This window comes from Nocardiopsis sp. NPDC006139, from assembly GCF_040614155.1.
GTDB lineage: Bacteria > Actinomycetota > Actinomycetes > Streptosporangiales > Streptosporangiaceae > Nocardiopsis > Nocardiopsis changdeensis.
In genome coordinates this window covers 217,949-236,194 of sequence record NZ_JBEXTT010000005.1, presented here as the reverse complement: position 1 = coordinate 236,194, position 18,246 = coordinate 217,949, and the positions used below count along the sequence as shown (strand labels likewise).

The 18,246-nt window shown below is 72.4% G+C and carries 15 protein-coding genes, 1 pseudogene and 2 CRISPR repeat arrays; of the genes and pseudogenes, 3 read left to right on the top strand and 13 right to left on the bottom strand.

Annotated elements, in window-relative coordinates; all coding sequences use genetic code 11:
• Window positions 1-28: 28 nt before the first annotated feature.
• The 5 genes and pseudogenes from ABZ249_RS08865 to ABZ249_RS08845 form a co-directional block, all read right to left on the bottom strand.
• Window positions 29-1,075: an L-histidine N(alpha)-methyltransferase gene (locus ABZ249_RS08865; protein WP_355259329.1), complete on the bottom strand. Its 1,047-nt coding sequence runs from the start codon at window positions 1,073-1,075 to the stop codon at window positions 29-31.
• The gene (locus ABZ249_RS08860) at window positions 1,072-2,112 is read right to left on the bottom strand and encodes an iron-containing redox enzyme family protein (RefSeq protein ID WP_355259597.1); all 1,041 of its coding nucleotides are present in this window, start codon (window positions 2,110-2,112) and stop codon (window positions 1,072-1,074) included. The genes ABZ249_RS08865 and ABZ249_RS08860 overlap by 4 nt, the downstream gene beginning before the upstream one ends.
• 98 nt (window positions 2,113-2,210) lie before the next feature.
• Window positions 2,211-2,399: pseudogene (locus ABZ249_RS08855) on the bottom strand (CDGSH iron-sulfur domain-containing protein); the annotation flags it as partial.
• A complete protein-coding gene (locus ABZ249_RS08850; RefSeq protein WP_355259594.1) occupies window positions 2,392-3,036 on the bottom strand; it encodes a HemK2/MTQ2 family protein methyltransferase in 645 nt (214 codons plus the stop codon). The pseudogene ABZ249_RS08855 and the gene ABZ249_RS08850, both read right to left, overlap by 8 nt.
• A 161-nt stretch (window positions 3,037-3,197) precedes the next feature.
• Window positions 3,198-4,682 (bottom strand): hypothetical protein, encoded by a 1,485-nt coding sequence (locus tag ABZ249_RS08845; RefSeq protein ID WP_355259326.1) that lies wholly within the window; start codon window positions 4,680-4,682, stop codon window positions 3,198-3,200.
• 527 nt (window positions 4,683-5,209) lie between these two features.
• Here ABZ249_RS08845 and bla point away from each other — a divergent pair.
• Together bla and ABZ249_RS08835 are read left to right on the top strand one after the other, a co-directional pair.
• Entirely contained in the window at window positions 5,210-6,139 is a 930-nt protein-coding gene (gene bla, locus ABZ249_RS08840) for a class A beta-lactamase (protein ID WP_355259323.1), read from the top strand.
• 430 nt (window positions 6,140-6,569) lie between these two features.
• Window positions 6,570-7,100 carry an NUDIX hydrolase gene (locus tag ABZ249_RS08835; RefSeq protein WP_355259320.1) on the top strand — a complete coding sequence of 177 codons (531 nt, stop codon included), beginning with the start codon at window positions 6,570-6,572 and terminating at the stop codon, window positions 7,098-7,100.
• Between the two features lie 114 nt (window positions 7,101-7,214).
• Here the strand turns inward: ABZ249_RS08835 and ABZ249_RS08830 are convergent, their stop codons facing one another.
• A complete protein-coding gene (locus ABZ249_RS08830) occupies window positions 7,215-7,385 on the bottom strand; it encodes a hypothetical protein (protein ID WP_355259317.1) in 171 nt (56 codons plus the stop codon).
• A gap of 222 nt (window positions 7,386-7,607) precedes the next feature.
• On the opposite strand from ABZ249_RS08830, the gene ABZ249_RS08825 reads away from it, so the two are divergent.
• The gene (locus tag ABZ249_RS08825) at window positions 7,608-7,865 is read left to right on the top strand and encodes a hypothetical protein (RefSeq protein ID WP_220561617.1); all 258 of its coding nucleotides are present in this window, start codon (window positions 7,608-7,610) and stop codon (window positions 7,863-7,865) included.
• Window positions 7,866-7,913: 48 nt separating this feature from the next.
• Here the strand turns inward: ABZ249_RS08825 and ABZ249_RS08820 are convergent, their stop codons facing one another.
• From ABZ249_RS08820 to ABZ249_RS08790, 7 genes are all read right to left on the bottom strand, one after another.
• Window positions 7,914-8,090, bottom strand: coding sequence for a hypothetical protein (locus ABZ249_RS08820; protein WP_355259314.1), 177 nt, complete (start codon window positions 8,088-8,090; stop codon window positions 7,914-7,916).
• A 5-nt stretch (window positions 8,091-8,095) separates the two neighbouring features.
• Window positions 8,096-8,613: direct repeats of the CRISPR family, unit length 29 nt; unit sequence CGGTCCATCCCCGCGTGCGCGGGGCTCAC.
• Window positions 8,614-9,169: 556 nt separating this feature from the next.
• Window positions 9,170-9,655, bottom strand: a complete 486-nt coding sequence (locus ABZ249_RS08815; RefSeq protein WP_355259311.1) for a hypothetical protein — start codon at window positions 9,653-9,655, stop codon at window positions 9,170-9,172.
• A 258-nt stretch (window positions 9,656-9,913) separates the two neighbouring features.
• Window positions 9,914-10,856: direct repeats of the CRISPR family, unit length 29 nt; unit sequence CGGTCCATCCCCGCATGCGCGGGGCTCAC.
• Window positions 10,857-11,024: 168 nt separating this feature from the next.
• Window positions 11,025-12,491: a rhamnulokinase family protein gene (locus ABZ249_RS08810; protein WP_355259308.1), complete on the bottom strand. Its 1,467-nt coding sequence runs from the start codon at window positions 12,489-12,491 to the stop codon at window positions 11,025-11,027.
• Window positions 12,488-14,524, bottom strand: a complete 2,037-nt coding sequence (locus ABZ249_RS08805) for a bifunctional aldolase/short-chain dehydrogenase (RefSeq protein WP_355259305.1) — start codon at window positions 14,522-14,524, stop codon at window positions 12,488-12,490. Before ABZ249_RS08805 ends, ABZ249_RS08810 begins: the two co-directional genes overlap by 4 nt.
• 68 nt (window positions 14,525-14,592) lie before the next feature.
• Window positions 14,593-15,774 (bottom strand): L-rhamnose isomerase, encoded by a 1,182-nt coding sequence (gene rhaI, locus ABZ249_RS08800; protein WP_355259302.1) that lies wholly within the window; start codon window positions 15,772-15,774, stop codon window positions 14,593-14,595.
• Between the two features lie 351 nt (window positions 15,775-16,125).
• A complete protein-coding gene (locus tag ABZ249_RS08795) occupies window positions 16,126-17,067 on the bottom strand; it encodes a universal stress protein (protein WP_355259299.1) in 942 nt (313 codons plus the stop codon).
• 112 nt (window positions 17,068-17,179) lie between these two features.
• A complete protein-coding gene (locus ABZ249_RS08790; protein WP_355259296.1) occupies window positions 17,180-18,229 on the bottom strand; it encodes a glucose 1-dehydrogenase in 1,050 nt (349 codons plus the stop codon).
• Window positions 18,230-18,246 lie beyond the last annotated feature (17 nt).

Sequence of the window (18,246 nt, the reverse complement as noted above, 5' to 3'; positions counted from 1 at the left end):
CGCGGCGGGGTGCGCCGGGACGCGATCGTCACCGGTTGCGGGGTGTCCCGGCTCGCCCGGTGAAGGCGTCCGTCGGTTCCCCGCGGCGGCGGAAGAGGAAGAGCCCGTACCGCGCGATGTCGTCCAGCCACCGGGCCCGCAGGTCGAACCCGTGAGCCTCGACCTCGTCGACCAGCCTCCCCTCGTCGAACTTCACCGAGTACCCGACGTTGAGCGACTCCCCGCGCGGGATGCGCAGCGTGATCCCGAGCCCCGGCACGGGCACCTCCTGGTCGGACCGGGCCAGCAGGACCCCCTCCACCGTGGAGGTGGCCGCGTTGTAGTAGGCCCGGGGAACGAAGTCGTCGAGGACGAATCCGGCGCCGTAGAGGTCGTTGAGCCGGGTGAGGTAGTTGAGCCGGAAGTCGGCGAACGCCGAGTACCCGGGCGGATCGTTGTAGCAGGCCCGCAGCTCCTCCCCGTCCTTGTCCAGGTCGGCGGAGACCAGGAAGCCCCCGCCCGGAGGCAGGGTGCGGGCGATCTCGCGGAGCAGCCCGGCGCGTTCCCCGCGTGTGGCGTTGCCGAAGCCGCTGCCGAGCAGGAGGACCGCGAGCGGCCCGCGGGCGTTGGCGCGCAGCCAGTCGAGACCGGCCTCGTAGCGCCCCCACAGAGCGGTGACCTCCAGCCCGTCCAGCTCTTCGACCAGGGCGGTGCCGCTGGAGCACAGGATGTCCCGGTCGACGTCGATCGGCAGGTAGGCGGTCTCCCGCAGGCGCAGGCAGCTCTCCAGCAGCAGCCGTGTCTTCTTCGCGCTCCCGCTGCCCAGCTCCGCGATCCGCCCACAGGCGAGCAGTTCGGCGATCTCGGGGGCGTGGCGCTCCAGCAGGCCGCGCTCCACGCGGGTCAGGTGGTAGGTGGGCAGCTCGGTGATCTGCTCGAACAGCCGGGAGCCGACGTCGTCGTATCCGAGCCAGGGCGGGAGGCGGGGCGGCGTGTCCTGGAGGTGGTCGCGCACGACCGTCTCCGCGGGCACGGTGTCCCCTCCGTCGGCGACCGGGAGGACGCGGACCCGCGCCGCCGGTCCGGGGGCCGTCACGGCGTCCCCGCTTCCGTGCCGCCGCGCAGGCCCGACTCCCCGCGGGCCCAGTGGTGCAGCAGCCGTTCGCCCAGGCGGTCGGCCAGGAACGCGCTGCAGCGGAGGCCGAACACGATGTCGGAGGCCAGCCCGGGTTCGGCGTCCAGCAGCGGCGCGATCACCTCGCGCCGCAGGAGCTGCTCGTGCACGGCGTCGGCCTCGACGTGCTCGGCGTAGAACCGGACGGCGGCCGGACCGCAGCCCAGCCTGCGCATGGCCTTGACCAGCCGGTCCGAGCCGGGCGAGGAGGTGAGTTCGACGAAGGCGAACTGTCCGACCAGCACCGCGCGCAGGGCGCGGTGCAGCCCGCACAGCGACATGAAGTTGACCTCGGCCAGCATCTCGGCGGGCGCGGAGTCGAGATAGGCCCCGTAGGCGGCGGAGAGTCCGAGTTCGGACATCATCTCGGCGAAGAGCCGGGCGTGCGCCCGCCCGGGGTCGCCCGCGCCGTACTCGTCGTGCTGCACGGTCACGAGGGCGGCCTTGGCCGGGCCGTCCAGGCGCGGGATGACGAAGGTCTGCGGGTCGGCCTCCTTCAGGTGGTAGAGCGAGCGGAGCGCGACGTACTCCCGCAGCTGCCACTGCTCCCCGTCGCGGCGCAGGTGGTGGGAGACGCCGAAGGAGTCGACGTGTTCGACGAGGAGTCCGTCGAGTTCGCCCCCGACGTCGGTCCCGGCGGGCACATCGTCCCTGAGCGCGCCGAGGAAGGCCCGCTCCAGGCCGGCGCGGAGCGACAGCAGCGCCGGGTCCCACTCGCGGGCGTCGTCGACCCCCTCGAACCCGCGGTAGTGCAGCTCGTAGCAGCAGTAGAGGGCGAGCTGGAGGTCATCGCCGTAGGGTTCGACCCCGTCCAGGCCGGGGGGCTCGGCGGGGTCGCCGCGCAGCGCGGACAGGACCGCCTCGGACACCGGGCCCCGGGGTTCGGGGAGCGCCGGAGCCGTGGTCGGGGTGGCCGCGGACACCGGTGGTGTCGGAGTCGGAGACGGTGTCGGCCGCATCGTGGTGGTCATGGGCCCGCCTTTCGGTCGCGCTCGTTGGGCTCGTCGTTCTCACCGCGTTCGTCGTTCCCGCCGCGTTCGCCGTGTCCGCCGTGCCCGTCGCGTACGCGTCGGCGGTGGCTGGTGTCGCAGAACGGGCGGCGCCGGCTGCGGCCGCACGTGCACAGCGCGGTCACCGCGCGGTCGCTGAGCAGGCGCGTTCCGTCGGGCATCTCCACGTCGACCGGGCCGAAGACGAGGATCGGTCCCTCTCCGGTGACGACGACCCGGCGGCGGTCCTCAGACATGGCGCGCCTCGATGACCACGAGTTCCTCCTCGGTCTGGTCGGGGGCGAGCAGCCCGCGGGCCCGCAGCGCCGGGGCCCGCGACCGCAGCACCGGACCGAACGGGATGCGACCCCGGGCCAGGACCGCGGGCACCAGTCCGGCCTTCTCCAGGCGGTCCAGGGTGGCCTGCTCGTCGGCGAGCTCGGACTGCACGAGCAGGAGCACGCCGTCCTCGCTGAGGACGGAGGGCGCCCCGGCGCAGATGCGGTCCAGCAGGAAACGCCCGTCCGGCCCCGCGTCCCAGCACCTCGCCATCCGGTGGCGGGGCGGCAGCAGCGCGGGCGCGGGGACGTAGGGCGGGTTGGCGAGTACGAGGTCGAACCGGCGCGGGAGCACGGGGGCGAACAGGTCGCCCTGCCGGACCGTCGCGGGGATCCCGTGGAGCCGGGTGTTGAGCCAGCTCGTCAGCACCGAGCGGCGCGACAGGTCGACCGACGTGACACTGGCCGCTCCGGCCCGGAAGGCCTCGATCCCCAGTGCCCCGGTCCCGGAGCCGACGTCGAGGACCGAGCGCCCGGCGGCCCGGCCGAAGCGGCGCAGCACGAACCGGAGCAGTGAGGTGTCGTGCTGTGCCCGGTACACGCCGGGCAGCCTCATGAGCAGCATGGAAGAGCCACTACCCGACTCGCGTCCCGGGCAATCGCCCCGGCCGGCGGCGGCCGCCGTCGGCCGGGGCGGCGACGCGTGTCCGACCCGGCACGGGGCTGAGCGGACGCCCGGGGCTTCGGGGAGCGGGGGACCCCGGCCGGGCGGGGACCTCAGGGGAGCGGCAGCTCGATCCGTCCGTCCTCGCGGGACAGTCCGGCCAGGCCCACCCGGGCGGGCACCGTGCCGACGGGCACGTCGAACACCAGGACCGTCTCCATCCCGGCCGCCCGGGTCACGATGGCGTTCGCCCCGTCGACCCGGAAGCGGTAGGTGGCCTCCCGGTCGGCCTCGTGGGCGCCGCCGGCGGTGTCGTACAGAACGTGGCCGTCCGCCGGGAACAGCGCCATGGAGTACGGCCGCCGCACCGCGAGCGCCACGCCGACCACCACGTGTACACCGTCCGCGCCGCGGTCGACGGTCCGCACGGCCGTGACCATGGCCCGCAGCCGGTCCCCGGCCGCGGTGACGGGCCCGGGGGCCGGGAGGGGCTCGGGCAGATCAGCGCGGACGTGCCCGTTGACCATGAGGTGGGACGGGACCGCGTCCCGCGGAAGGTCGAACACCAGCCCGGCCAGGACGGTCCCGGGGCCGTAGAACGTTCGCGGGTGAACGGTGCCGGTGTGTCCGAGCGTCGCCTCCTGGTGGAAGGTGTGGGTCCGGCCCAGGGTGTCGTGCAGGACGTGGAGCGCCGGTGAGAAGCCGCCCAGGGCCGGCGCGGGGTTGTGCACGACCATCCCGACGACGGCGAACCGGCCCTGCGGGGCCAGGGTGCCGTCCACCGAATCCAGGCCCGTGATCCCGTCCCGGATGCCCGTAACGGTGAAGCGGAACCCGTCGGCCTCGACGGTCCGGTCCGGCACCGTGTCCGCTGGGCGGGGCCGTGTGCGGGCCTCGCTCAGGATCGGGGCGTTCTCCCCTGCCACGGGCCGGGCCGCGCCGGCCTCGGGGAACACGGCGAGCTCCCCGTGGCGGGGTGTGCGCCAGCTCCGCATCCGGACCCTGATCCGCCGCCTCGGGTCCCGCTCCCACTCCACGCTCAGCCCGTGCCCGCGCAGGACGCCGACGACCTCGTCGCCCAGTGCGGCGCGGGTCGCGTCCGAACCGTCCGGGGTGTCGAAGGTCAGGTGCAGCGGGTCGTCGCCGGTGTCCTGCTCGTGGTAGAAGACGTAGCCGCGCGGATCCGAGCCGTCGTCCAGTCCCTCCTCACGGATCTCCGACACACCGCACCGCTGGCAGCAGGCGAAGTCCTCGCGGGCGACGATCCCGTGCTCCTCCAGGGCGAACAGAGCCTCGGTCAGCCGTTCGGCGTCGGTGGCCTCTCCGGTCAGCCCGCTCTGCCACTCCCGGTGGGCGGCGAACTCCCCGCACAGCACCTCCACCAGCCACGCGCGCAGGTCCGCCCGGCCCACGCCCTCCAGCTCCCCGTACTCCCCCGCCCGGATCCCGTCGGGCAGGTCGATCATCAGGCCGCCGTCGATGACCCGCTCGACGATCTCGCCGTAGGTCTCCTCCCCCATGTCCACCGCCTGGCGGATCTGGGAGTAGAAGGGGTCGAGGACCTCTGCGGGGTCCAGGTCGGCGAGTCGGGGGTGCACGGAGGGCCTTTCGCAGTGGGACGGGGCGCCGTCGTCGGCTCACCCCTCCTGACGCTGGCCGGGGCCTTCCGGTTCCGGTCCCCGTCGGCCGCGCTCCGACCGGCGGGGGCGGTGCGCGGTCGCCGGGCGGTGCTCTCCGGAAGGGCCTCCCGGGCGATCGGGCGGTCCGGGACGTCGCAGATGGCGGCGCGCCGCCGGAAGGCACCCTTCCCCCCCGGGGGGGACACACGGCGCCCTTGTGCGCCCCGCTGAGAAAGCACTCCCGGCCGTGCGGGACGGAGAAGAGCCACCTGCCCGCGGCTCCTCCCACTCCGGCGCGCGGCGGCGCCGCGCTTCCGGTTCGGGGAACAATGCGGCGGCCGCGGGAAGGCCCGCCGGCCCGGCGAGGACCGCGGCGGTGGCGTGGGCGTCCCGGCCGGTGTACACGCCGTGCCGTCGGCATCGTCGACAGCGGGGCCGGCAGCCGCGAGACTTCCCAGAGTCACCGTTCACATACGGAGAGAAGGTGCTTCGCGGTGCCGTGGACCATGGCTCGACACGTTGCGTTGGCGGTGCTGGTCCCGGTGGTGCTGGTGCCGCTCACCGGCTGCTCCTCGCCGGAGGCCCCCGTCGGTTCCGTCGGCTCGCCGCCCTCGGCCACCGTGCCCGCGGAACCCTCGGCGTCGCCGTCCCCCATCCGGATGGACGCCGGGTTCACGCGCCTGGAGGAGGAGTTCGACGCCCGGCTCGGCGTCTACGCGCTCGACACCGGTACGGGGCGGGCGGTGGAGTTCCAGGCGGACGAGCGGTTCGCCTACTGCTCGACCTTCAAGGTCCTGGCCTTCGGCGCCGTACTCGACCGGACGCCCGTGGAGGAGCTCGACCGGGTCGTCACTTTCTCCGAGGCCGACCTGGTCTTCCACTCCCCCGTCACCCAGGAGCACGTGTCCAGCGGCATGACGTTGCGCGAACTTGGGGACGCGGCCCTGCGCCACAGCGACAACACCGCCTCCAACCTGCTCTTCGAGGAACTGGGCGGGCCGGAGGGGCTGAGGGAGGCTTTGCGCGGGATCGGCGATGAGGTCACCAGCGTGGACCGGGTCGCGCCGGAGATGGCGGAGGCCGTCCCGGGCGATGTCCGCGACACCAGTACTCCGCGCGCGATGGCCACCAGCCTGCGGGAGTTCGCGTTGGGCGATGTGCTGTCGGAGGACAAACGCGACATCCTCGTCACCATGATGCGCGCCAACACCACCGGCGACGACCTGATCCGGGCCGGTGTCCCCGAGGGGTGGGAGGTGGGGGACAAGACCGGCGCGTGCGGCTACGGGACGCGGCACGACATCGGTGTGCTGTGGCCGCCGGAGGGCGATCCCGTGGTCTTGGCGGTCATGTCCGGCCGCGACGAGGCGGGCGCGGGGTACGACGACGCCCTCATCGCGAAGGCCACCGAGCTGGCGGTCGAGGCCCTCGGGTAGACGCGGCACCGCACATCCGAGCGCTGTCAACGCCAGCCGCCCGCGCAACGCGTCCCTCCCAAGCCCCGCGAACACCTCAGCGCCCATCCCGCTCCGCCTGAACCGGGCTCATCTGCGCTCCGTCTACACCTGCCTCACCGAGGCCGGCACATCCCCAACTACGTGGGGCCTGCCCGCTCACTTCCGCTCCGCCCTCTCACGCACCGTGCAGGCCGCCCACTGCCGAATGCTGTTACCCGGACTGCTGTCGTCATCTCAGGCATCGCCGCCGCAGCCACCGCCCTTGTCACCCTCGTGTCACCCCCTCGCCCTGTACTGCAAGCAGTCCAAGTCGTTGAGGGCCGCCATCGAAGCGCTCACCGATGAGATGGCGCAACGGCGGCTTGTCCGAGCCGACCGGGGAGAAGTGACGCCCCACTAGGGTGCCGGTGTGACTACCCAATGGACGGTCCATGGTGAGAAGCTCGTGGACGAGAACCGGCACATCCGCCTGTCCACCGTCGACATCGCCCTCCCCGACGGGGTGTCCTTCACCCAGTACGCGGTGAAGATGCCCCCGGCGGCGATGACGTTGGTCATCAACGACGCGCGGGAAGTGCTGCTCATGCGGCGGCACCGGTTCATCATCGACCGGTGGGTGTGGGAGCTGCCCGGCGGGTACGTCAACACCGCCGAGGACACCGGGTCGGCGGCGGCCCGCGAGGTCGAAGAGGAAACCGGGTGGCGGCCCGAGTCCATGGAGCACCTGGTGACGTTCCAGCCCGCCATCGGGTCCGTGGACCAGCCGCAGATCATCTACCTCGCCCGCGGCGCCACGCCCACCGACACGGTGCCGGACATCAACGAAGCCCAAGAGATCAAGTGGTGGCCGCTGGAAGAGGCGGTGGCCATGATCGCCCGCGGCGAGATCGTCGGGGCGTCCACCGTCGTCGCCGTGTACCGGGCCCTCAGCCTGACGTGAGGGCTGCCGCGCGGGCGTGGAACCCCTGAACCTCCGATCGCCCGCAGGCAGTGGCCGCATTCGGACGGCGAAACGCCCCGTCCTCGGAAGGGAACGGGGCGCCGGCGGACCGGACTACCGACCGCGGGAGTAGGCGATGTTCAGCCCGATCGTCACCACGATGATCAGCCCCATCGCGGCCCACACCCACCAGATGATGCCAATGGAGAGGGAGCCCACCAGGACCACGGCCAAGGCGGCCGCGGCGGTGACGTTGTGGGCGAGGAGGATCTTGCCTGCGTCCACTTCTTCTCCTTGCTGGTGTGTGCCGTTCTGAGGGAACGGGACCGGGGGTACTTTGATTGCCTTCGGCCTCTGAGCACGGTGACCACGATCTGGAGGATCAGGCTGGCATTCAACCCTTTCACCTCCCCTCCATATCTGTCTGCCGCACCCTCATTGCATAGGCGCCTAGACAGAGGAGTCGGACACCTGGACGAAAAATGTTCAGGCGCCTACACTGACAGCATGGACATCCCCGAAACCCTCACTCACCTGCGCAAGCTCCCCAAGTCCGCGGCTGAAGAGACAGACCCGCTCATCCGCGCCCGCATTGTCGGCGAGATCCTTGCCGCCCTCGCCGAGGTAGAGGACGCCCTCAAAGCGGTCCGTCAGCCCGCCGTCGCCGAGCTGCGAGAACAGGGGCACACAGTCCGCGCTCTCGCCGCCGAACTCGGCCTCTCTCCTGCCCGGGTCGACCAGATCGCCAAGGGCAAGCGGGCATAACGAAAATGAAAGCACCCCTCCCGCGAAGGGAGAGGCGCATGTCTGCGGTCAGTACTTGACTTCCACGTCGGGGCGAGACGCGTGCGGGGCGAGATACCCGGCAGGGAACGTCATTATCAGGCTGACGACGCCGATGACGAGCGCGTCGATGGAGGACCCATCCACATCCGGCAGGAACCCCGCAACGAGCGGAGTGAGGATGTTGGCGATCGCCGTGACAACCACCTTGGCGATCCATCCCCGCATGCGCGGGGCTCACGGGGCACCGGGCGAGCTTGAGGTTCTCCACGCCGGTCCATCCCCGCGTGCGCGGGGCTCACCGGTCCCACCGCTGCCCGGCCCGGCCCTGCACCGGTCCATCCCCGCGTGCGCGGGGCTCACAGGTCATCGGGTCGCGCGGGTGGGATCTCACCCGGTCCATCCCCGCGTGCGCGGGGCTCACTCTTCCCAACCCGGGTCGGGAATCTCGTACACCGGTCCATCCCCGCGTGCGCGGGGCTCACCACGAAGCCGCCCAAGGCAGCGGCTGGCCGGTCGGTCCATCCCCGCGTGCGCGGGGCTCACCCGGCGGCCCACTGGCCGGTGGTGACCTGGCGCGGTCCATCCCCGCGTGCGCGGGGCTCACGACAGCACCCGCCGGGCGTCCTCCCCCAAGTCCGGTCCATCCCCGCGTGCGCGGGGCTCACCGCTGGGCTCTGCGCTGCACCACCCCGGACGCCTGGTCCATCCCCGCGTGCGCGGGGCTCACAGTTAATGACCTGGGACAACGCGGGGCGTTATCTCCGCGTTATACGAGTGTCGACAGGCTACGACCGAAGACTTCAGACACTGTGGCATGGAAACCGAGCCTGGCTCAAGATGAGCGGGACTTCTGTGATTTCCCAAGGGCGAGCGGACGCTGACGGCGGCCTGAGTGACATCGTGTCCCTGAGCCTGCGCATCCACCGCACCTGCCAGAACGTGGTCGACCCTCTGCTCTCCCCCACCGCCCCCGCTTGGAGGCGAGACTTGCAAGAGCCGTTGATCGAGCGATCGACATTTTCCGTGGCCTCACCGCTTCGATCACCGTTTGTGGTCGCTGGGGGCGCAGCGGCTCCTGGTCTCTCCCTCCTGGGCAGCGACTCGGGCAATGGTCTTTTCATGGAAACCCAGCGTCCAGGCGATGATCGGATTAGGACCTAGAGCACGAACTGACACAGCGCGAAGGTGCACACCGCTGTTCCGGGAGTGCCGATGTCGCGGATCAGGTCCGCGAAGGGTGCGAAGTCAGTGGGTCACCGACGCGTTCAATCGCCTTGGCCTCCCTACAGCCGGTCCCCCATGCTGGGTGATTCCGGAGGGTGCATCCCGCCGCCATCCCTGATGTCCGCTTCACAAGTGGGGCGGTCGTAGGACTGGTCATTGGGGATCAACAACACTTCGACAACCTGCTCAGGGTTCTCGACGGCGAGCCAGTCATCGCCAGCGCGGGGATCCTCGGCCGGTCCGAACGCCTGGGACGAGTAGACCGTCTGGCACCCCAGCACCACGCGCTCCTTGTCGACCGCGCAGGCGTCCACTGCGGGGTCGGAATATTCGTCGGCGCCGTCGAAGCGGAAATAGAAATGGACCCGGTCACCTTCGGAGGGCACCTGCGGATGGGGCTCAAGGCGCCAGTCAACGACTTCGGCGGTGACTCCGAGAGCCTGACCGTCCGTGCCCACAACCCCCACCCTGACACCGGCCTCACCGCGCTCCGCCGTCGTGTCGGTGCAGCCCCAGGAAGAGCAACCGGACAGGACGAGAATCACCAGAGCCAGCGGGGCAACGGCGAATACTCGTGCAGGTAACACAGAGGTGGCCTCCGGTCGGGGTGGGTTGAGGCAGTGTATCCAGGCGGAGCATTTGGCAGACGCCGGTGATCGCGTAACCGGTATTCGTCTCTCCCCGCCTCTTGTTGCGCTCTGAGTGATCGTCAGGGGCGTCGTGAGACCACAGGATGCCCGCCTCGGCGGCCAGCGTGATGAGAAACAGCAGGTCACCGAACCGGATGCTGAGTCGCCCGTTCTCGGTCCATCCCCGCGTGCGCGGGGCTCACTTGCCGTCGCAGATCCAGGTCATCGTCGTCTCCGGTCCATCCCCGCGTGCGCGGGGCTCACCGGGACGAGCCCGGTCGGGCGGACGTGTGGTTTGGTCCATCCCCGCGTGCGCGGGGCTCACTGGTGGATTCCTGCCCTACGGCCTTGCCCTGACGGTCCATCCCCGCGTGTGCGGGGCTCACCGCGGGGGGACTCTCAGTCCCCCAACCCTCTGCGGTCCATCCCCGCGTGCGCGGGGCTCACCGGCGGCCCGCCCCACACCCGGAGGGAGTGCCCGGTCCATCCCCGCATGCGCGGGGCTCACGCGCCGAAGAAGGCCGGCCGCGTGCTGCCCTCCGGTCCATCCCCGCATGCGCGGGGCTCACCGGCCATGTCCGCCTGACGGCGGCTGATCGTGCGGTCCATCCCCGCATGCGCGGGGCTCACTGGGCTACGTGCAGGACCAGGACCTGGGAAATCGGTCCATCCCCGCATGCGCGGGGCTCACGCAAGACGTGGTTCTACACCGAGCTGAACCGCGGTCCATCCCCGCATGCGCGGGGCTCACTCCCGGAGGACCGCGCGGAGAAGACACGAACCCGGTCCATCCCCGCATGCGCGGGGCTCACGACACCACCAACTCCGAGGAGCAGGAGAGCGGCGGTCCATCCCCGCATGCGCGGGGCTCACGTACTCGGGCGCGGGCGTCCACCCCCGCCGGCCGGTCCATCCCCGCATGCGCGGGGCTCACTGCTCGTGGATCTGGTGAGCCACGGCGGTGCTCGGTCCATCCCCGCATGCGCGGGGCTCACTGCTCGTGGATCTGGTGAGCCACGGCGGTGCTCGGTCCATCCCCGCATGCGCGGGGCTCACTCGAACAGCACGGACGTGGGGTTCAGACCCTCCGGTCCATCCCCGCGTGCGCGGGGCTCACAGTTAATGACCTGGGACAACGCGGGGCGTTATCTCTGCGTTATGCGAGTACCAATGAGCTGCAGCCGAGGACTTCGGACACTGTGGCATGGGGGCCGGGGCGGGCTCAAGGAGGGGAAGGCAAAGGAGGGCAAGGCACCTGTGGCTCCCACCCGGGGAGCCACAGGTGTCAGGGGGTGATGCGGCGGGCGGCCGACTCCCAGCGGGAACTCGGGCCCTCGGGGCGGTAGGTGACCGTCTCGGCGGAGGCGGCCACGATACGGCGCAGGGCGGCCAGGTCGCCGTCCACGGCCCCGACGGCGCGGGCCTGCACCAGCAGGTTGCCCATGGCGGTCCCCTCGGCGGGGCCGGCGACGACGGGGAGGCCGACGGCGTCGGCGGTGAGCCGGCAGAGCAGCGTGTTGTTGGCGCCCCCGCCGACGATGTGGACCACGTCCACGTTCCGTCCGCTGAGCTCGGCGGCCTGGTGTACGGCCCGGCGGTAGGCCAGGGCCAGCGAGTCCAGGATGCAGCGCACGAACCCGGCCTCGCTCTCGGGCGGGCGCTGGCCGGTCTCGGCGGCGAACGCGGCGATGCGCGCGGGCATGTCCCCCGGCGGCAGGAACCGGGGGTCGTCCACGTCCACCACGCAGGCCAGGGCCGGCGCCCGGGCCGCGTGCTCCAGCAGGACGGCCAGGTGCGCCTCCCGCCCCTGTTCGCGCCAGGTGCGCAGCGACTCCTGGAGGAGCCACAGGCCGCTGACGTTGCGCAGGTAGCGGACGGTGCCGTCCACGCCGAGTTCGTTGGTGAAGTTCGCGGCCCGGGACGCCTCCGTGCGGACGGGGGCGTCCAGTTCCACCCCGACCAGGGACCACGTCCCCGAGGAGATGTAGGCGAAGTCCGCCGTGGCGGCGGGCACCGCGACCACCGCCGAGGCGGTGTCGTGGGAGCCCACCGCCACGAGCGGGGCGCCGCCGAGGTCGCCGCGCAGGGGCGCGACGACGGTTCCGGGTTCGACCAGGTCCGGGAGCAGGGCGCGGGCGTCCACGCCGAAGGATTCGGCGAGCACGTCCAGGCCGCGGGGGGCCCAGCGGCGTTCGCGGACGTCGACCAGGCCGGTGGTGGAGGCGTTGGTCAGCTCCGCGGCCTTCACCCCCGTCAGCCAGTACCCCAGCAGGTCGGGGACGAGCAGCAGGTCCCGGGCCGCCGCCAGGCGGGCGCTCCCCGCCTCGGCGGCCAGCTGGAACACCGTGTTGAACGGCTGCACCTGGAGGCCGTTGACCGCGTACATCGCGTCGGCGGGCCAGTGCCGGAAGACCTGCTCGGGGATCCCGTCGGTGCGGGCGTCCCGGTAGTGGACCGGGTTGCCCAGCAGGGCGCCGTCGGCGTCCAGCAGGCCGTAGTCCACCGCCCAGGAGTCCACCCCCACCGAGGCGAGCCCGTGGGCGCCGGCCGCCCGCCGCAGCCCCTCGACCGCCCCGGCGTACAGGGACAGCACGTCCCAGTGCAGGGTGGTGCGGTCGGCGGCGGGCACCGCGGTGGGGCCGTTGGCGAACCGGGTGACCTCCTCCGTGAGGAGCCGCCCGTCCCGGACCCGCCCCGCGATGACCCGGCCGCTGGACGCGCCCAGGTCGACCGCCGCGTGGACGGCTCTCATCGCAGGAACGCCGCGGCCACGCCGCCGTCCACGGGCACGTGCAGCCCCGTGGTGTGCGACAGGTCCCCCGCCGTCAGGGCGAAGACCGCGTTGGCCACGTGCTCGGGCAGGACCTCCCGGCCCAGGATGGTCCGCTGGGCGTAGAACCTGCCCAGGTCCTCCTCCTCGACCCCGTACACCTTGGCGCGCTGGGCGCCCCACCCTCCGGCGAAGATTCCCGACCCGCGCACCACGCCGTCCGGGTTGATCCCGTTGACGCGGATGCCGTGGCCGCCCAGCTCGGCGGCGAGCAGCCGCACCTGGTGGGCCTGGTCGGCCTTGACCGCGGAGTAGGCGATGTTGTTGGGTCCGGCGAACACGGCGTTCTTGGACGCGATGTAGACGATGTCGCCGCCCATGCCCTGCGCGATCATGAGGCGCGCCGCCTCGCGGGACACCAGGAACGACCCCTTGGCCATCACGTCGTGCTGGAGGTCCCAGTCCTGTTCGGTGGTCTCCAGCAGCGGCTTGGAGATGGACAGCCCCGCGTTGTTGACGACCAGGTCCACGCCGCCGAACGCCAGGGCGGCCTCGCGCAGCGCGCGGGCCACGGCGTCGGCGTCGCTGACGTCGCAGGCCACGCCGACGGCGACGTCGGAGTTCCCCAGTTCGGCGGCGGCCGCGGCGGCCTTGTCGGCGTCCAGGTCGGCCACGACCACGCACGCCCCCTCGGCCGCCAGCCGGGTCGCGATCGCCTTGCCGATGCCGCTGGCGGCACCGGTCACCAGGGCGACCCGGGTGGCCAGCGGCTTGGGCTTCGGGAGCCGGGCCAGCTTGGCCTCCTCCAGTGCCCAGTACTCGATGCGGAACTTCTCCGACTCCTCGATGGGCCGGTAGGTGGAGAGCGCCTCCGCGCCGCGCATCACGTTGATGGCGTTGACGTAGAACTCCCCCGCCACCCGCGCGGTCTTGGCGTCCTTGCCGAAGGAGAACATCCCCACGCCCGGGACCAGCACGATCGCCGGGTCGGCGCCGCGGATGGCCGGGCTGTCGGGGGTGGCGTGGCGCTCGTAGTAGGCGCTGTACTCGGCCCGGTACTCCTCGTGCAGCTCCTTCAGCCGCGCGACGGCCTCCTCCAGCGGGGCGTCGGCGGGCAGGTCCAGGACCATCGGCCGGACCTTGGTGCGCAGGAAGTGGTCCGGGCAGGAGGTGCCCAGGGCGGCCAGGCGCGGGTGCTCGGCGCGGGACAGGAAGTCCAGGACCGCGTCGCTGTCGGTGAACCGCCCGACCTGGGGGTGGTCGGTGGAGGCCAGGCCGCGGATGACGGGGGCCAGGGCGGCCGCCCGCTCGCGGCGTTCGGCCTCCGGCAGGGCCTCGCGGCCGGGCAGGACCGGGCCGAAGGGCTCGGGGCGGCCGCGCTCGGCGATGAAGCGCTCGGCGGTGCGGATGATCTCCAGGGAGTTGGCCTGGGACTCCTCGCTGGTCGCGCCCCAGGCGGTGATGCCGTGGCCGCCCAGGATGGCGCCGATGGCGTTCGGGTTCTCCTTCGCGATGGCGGCGATGTCCAGGCCGAGCTGGAAGCCGGGACGGCGCCAGGGCACCCACACGACGCGGTCGCCGAAGCACTCGCGGGTGAGGGCCTCGCCGTCGGCGGCGGTGGCCAGGGCGATGCCGGAGTCGGGGTGCAGGTGGTCGACGTGCGGGGCGTCGACCAGGCCGTGCATGGCGGTGTCGATGGAGGGGGCGGCTCCGCCCTTGCCGAAGAGGCAGTGGTCGAACGCGGCGACCATCTCGTCCTCGCGCTCCTCGCCGGGGTAGACGTCCACCAGGGCGCGCAGCCGGTCCAGGCGCAGGACGGCCAGGCCGTCCTCGGTGAGGGTGCCCAGGTCGCCGCCGGAGCCCTTGACCCACAGGATCTCGACGGGCTCGCCGGTGACGGGGTCGGTGCGCTCGCCCTTGGCGGAGGTGTTGCCGCCGGCGAAGTTGGTGTTGCGCGGGTCGGCGCCCAGGGTGTTGCTGCGGGCGATCAGCTGGTCGACGACAGTGTCGGACACGGGGTCCCCCTGTACTGAGGTGCGGTCTGCGCGTTCGGTGCGATCGGTCTGCCGGGGTCCGGTGGTGCTCACGCGCCCCACCCGGCCTGGGTGCCGCCCTTGCGCTCGGCGACGACGCGCTCCGTGTAGCCGGAGCGGGCGTGCGCGGCCATGGGGTCGGGGTCCAGGCCCTGCTCGGCGCGGAGGTCGGCCAGCAGCGGGCGCACGTCGGTGTTGTAGGCGTCCATGAGGACGGCGTTGGCGGCCAGGACGTCGCCCTCGCGCTGGGCGTCGGCCAGGGCGTCGGCGTCCACGAGCAGGGCCTTGGCGGTGGCCTCCTGCACGTTCATGACCGAGCGGATCTGGCCGGCGATCTTGGGCTCGATGTTGTGGCACTGGTCGAGCATGAACGCGACCTGCGTGTCGGCGTCCAGCCCGCCGCCGCGGACGACCTCGTACATGATGCGGAAGAGCTGGAAGGGGTCGGCGGAGCCGACCATGAGGTCGTCGTCGGCGTAGAAGCGCGAGTTGAAGTCGAAGGCGCCGAGCTTCCCCGCGCGGAGCAGGAAGGCGACGATGAACTCGATGTTGGTGTGGGCGGCGTGGTGGCCGGTGTCCACGCACACGACGGCGCGGTCGCCCAGTTCCAGGCAGTGGGCGTAGGCGGTGCCCCAGTCCGGGACGTCGGTGGCGTAGAAGGCGGGCTCGAAGAGCTTGTACTCCAGCAGCATGCGCTGGTCGGGGCCGAGCCGGTCGTAGACCTCGGACAGGGCCTGGGCGAGGCGGTCCTGGCGGGCGCGCAGGTCGTCCTGGCCGGGGTAGTTGGTGCCGTCGGAGAACCACAGCTTGAGGTCGCGCGAGCCGGTGGCGTCCATGATGTCGACGCACTCCAGGAGGTGGTCGACCGCCTTGCGGCGCACGGCGGGGTCGGGGTTGGTGACGCTGCCGAGCATGTAGTCGTCGTCCTGGAACACGTTGGAGTTGATGGCTCCGATGGAGATGCCCAGCCCGCGGGCGTGCTCGGCCAGGGCGGCGTAGTCGTCGACCCGGTCCCAGGGGATGTGCAGGGCGACGGTGGGGGCCACGCCGGTGAGGCGGTGGACCTGGGCGGCGTCGGCGAGCTTCTCCCACGGGTCGCGGGGGACGCCCTGCTGCGCGAAGACCTTGAAGCGGGTGCCGGAGTTGCCGAACGCCCAGGAGGGGAGCTCGATGTGCTGGCGCCGCAGGACCTCCAGGGCGCCCGCGCGACGGTCGGAGGAGGGTGTGGCCACGGCGGATCTCCGTTCGCTGCTGCTGTGTCGACCAGGTGCCGCCTGAACAAGGCACTTGAATCGTTTTAAACAATGCTGAGCGAAGGTTATCCCTGGGGCGGGAAGGGCGTCAAGATGCGATTATGCCGTGGAACACATCCCTGGCCACCGGGTTGATGAATCGTTTTTACCCAGGTGCGGCCCGGAGCTGCGGCCCTACGGCGAAGGGCGGCCCGGCGATGATCCGCCGGACCTCCCCGCGGTCGTTTCGGTCGCCCGTACCGGGCCGCCCGTACTCGGTCACCCGTCCAGGTCCTCGGGCCCCGACCCTCGGGGCCGAGGCCTCGGGTCCCGGCTCTCGGGCCCGGTCCGTCAGTCGGTCCCGCCGGACCAGGGCAGCGTCTCCGGGTGCTCCTCCGCCCGGTGCGGGATCACCACCACCGGGACCTCGGCCCCGTGCAGCACCGCCTGGCTGACCGACCCCAGGAACAGCCCGCGCAGGCCGCCCCGGCCGCGCGAGCCGACCACCACCAGGTCGGCGTTCTCCGCCTCCGCCAGCAGCGCCCGCTCCGGGGCCTGGCGGCTGCGCACCACCGACACGTCGACGCCCTCCGCCTCGTCGCCGACCTCCTCGAACATCGCGGCGACCAGCTCACCCGAACGCTGCTCCAGCAGCTCCTCCGGCGGGGTCCACCCCGAGGCGGCCAGCGCCTCGGGGGCGAAGGGGGTGGCCATCTCCCAGCTGTGCACCACCGTCACCGCGGACCCGTCCTCGCGCGCCCGCCCCAGGGCGAACCGGAGGACGTGCAGGGAGGCCTCCGAGCCGTCCACCCCGACCACGGTGCGGTTCCTGCGGCCGGCGTGCGCCCACTTCTCCGGAACCACCGCCACCGGGCAGTGCGCCCGGGCGGCCAGGCGCACCGAGGTGGAGCCCATCACCGCCGAGCGCAGCGCGCCCAGCCCGCGCGAGCCCACCACCAGCAGGTCGTCGTGCCCGGCCCGCTCCAGCAGCGCCGGGGCGGGGTCGTCCATCACCAGGGACACCTCCACCCGGGCCGCCGGGAACAGCCCGCGCACCCGGTCGGCGGCGGCGCTCAGGGTCTGTTCCCCGTGCGCGATCAGCTGCTGGGTCGCCGAGGGGCGCGTGGGCCCCTCGGACATCACCACGATCGGCATCGGCAGCGCGAGCACGATGTCCAGCGGGCGCCCGGTCCGCTCGGCCTCGGCGGCCGCCCATTCCAGGGCGGCGTCGGCGTGCCCGGACCCGTCCACGCCCAGGACGATCTTGGGGGACCGTGGGTCGTCGTCTGTCATCGGCGGACTCCTCCTGTATCGACGTCCTCACGGGTCACCTGCCCTCGCACCGGGGCCGAAAACACCGCGTAGGGCCCGCCGGGGCGGGCCCTACGCCCCCTGCCGCGGGGGCTCACAGGTCCACGACGACCTTGACCTGGTCGCCGGGCGGGGCGGCGAACACCTCGGCGGCCTCGGCCAGCGGCACCCGCCGGGTGATCAGCCGCTCCAGCCAGGCGTGGTCGGCCTTCTCCAGGGCTCCGGCGGCCTGCTCGTAGTGGCGCCGGTTGGCGTTGACCGAGCCGAACAGCACGTCGTTCTCCAGGACCAGGCGCCGGCCCATGAGGTCGGAGTCGATCTGCACCGGCCCGCCGGCGCTGCCCAGGCCGACGAAGCACACGATGCCGTCGGCGGCGTTGTGCTCCATGGCGTCGAGGATGACCGGGGTGGCCCCGGTGGTCTCGACGATGACGTCCAGCGGCACCCGCGCGGCCAGGTCGGCCACGCTGCCGGTGTGGTAGGTGGCACCCAGGGCCGCCACCAGCTCCGGTTTGACGCCCTCCTCGACCCGGTCCAGGACGTGCACGTCCAGGCCGCGCTGCACGCCCAACAGGGCGGCGAGCAGGCCGATCGGGCCGGCCCCGGTGACCAGGACGGTCTCCGGGTCGAACCAGGCGCGGCCGCCGATGCGCTCGATCTGCTCCCAGGCCTTGGCGACGACGGTGGCGGGCTCCATGAGGACGCCGACCCGCTCCAGGGCCGGGGCCAGGGCCACCGCGTAGTCGGCCTCCACCGTCCACTGCTGGGAACCGAAGCCGTCGAGTTCCTTGATGCCGCGCTCGGTGAATTCACCGTTGCGGCACATGTCGAACTCGCCGTGGCCGCAGGGCCCGCAGGGCAGCGGGTCGGGGCGGCGCACGATGCCCACCACCAGGTCGCCCGGGGAGAACCCGCTGCCGGGCGGGGCCTGGCGGACCCGGCCCAGGGACTCGTGTCCCAGGATGAGGCGGTCGCGGCCGGGCGGGGCGGCGCCGTACTCGCCGCCGGCGATCTCGCGGTCGGTGCCGCACACCCCCAGGGCGATCCCGTCGACGAGGAGGTCGTTCTCCCCGGGCACGGGGGGCTCGACGTCCTCCACCCGCACCGATCCGTTCCTCATGGGTTCCACCGTGAGCGCCTTCATCCGTCCCCCGCCGTGTC

Coding starts and splice junctions, on each gene's coding strand:
- ABZ249_RS08810 (WP_355259308.1), bottom strand. CDS start 12,491: ATGAGAGCCGTCCACGCGGCGGTCGACCTGGGCGCGTCCAGCGGCCGG.
- ABZ249_RS08850 (WP_355259594.1), bottom strand. CDS start 3,036: ATGAGGCTGCCCGGCGTGTACCGGGCACAGCACGACACCTCACTGCTC.
- ABZ249_RS08860 (WP_355259597.1), bottom strand. CDS start 2,112: ATGCGGCCGACACCGTCTCCGACTCCGACACCACCGGTGTCCGCGGCC.
- ABZ249_RS08790 (WP_355259296.1), bottom strand. CDS start 18,229: ATGAAGGCGCTCACGGTGGAACCCATGAGGAACGGATCGGTGCGGGTG.
- bla (WP_355259323.1), top strand. CDS start 5,210: ATGGCTCGACACGTTGCGTTGGCGGTGCTGGTCCCGGTGGTGCTGGTG.
- ABZ249_RS08795 (WP_355259299.1), bottom strand. CDS start 17,067: ATGACAGACGACGACCCACGGTCCCCCAAGATCGTCCTGGGCGTGGAC.
- ABZ249_RS08825 (WP_220561617.1), top strand. CDS start 7,608: ATGGACATCCCCGAAACCCTCACTCACCTGCGCAAGCTCCCCAAGTCC.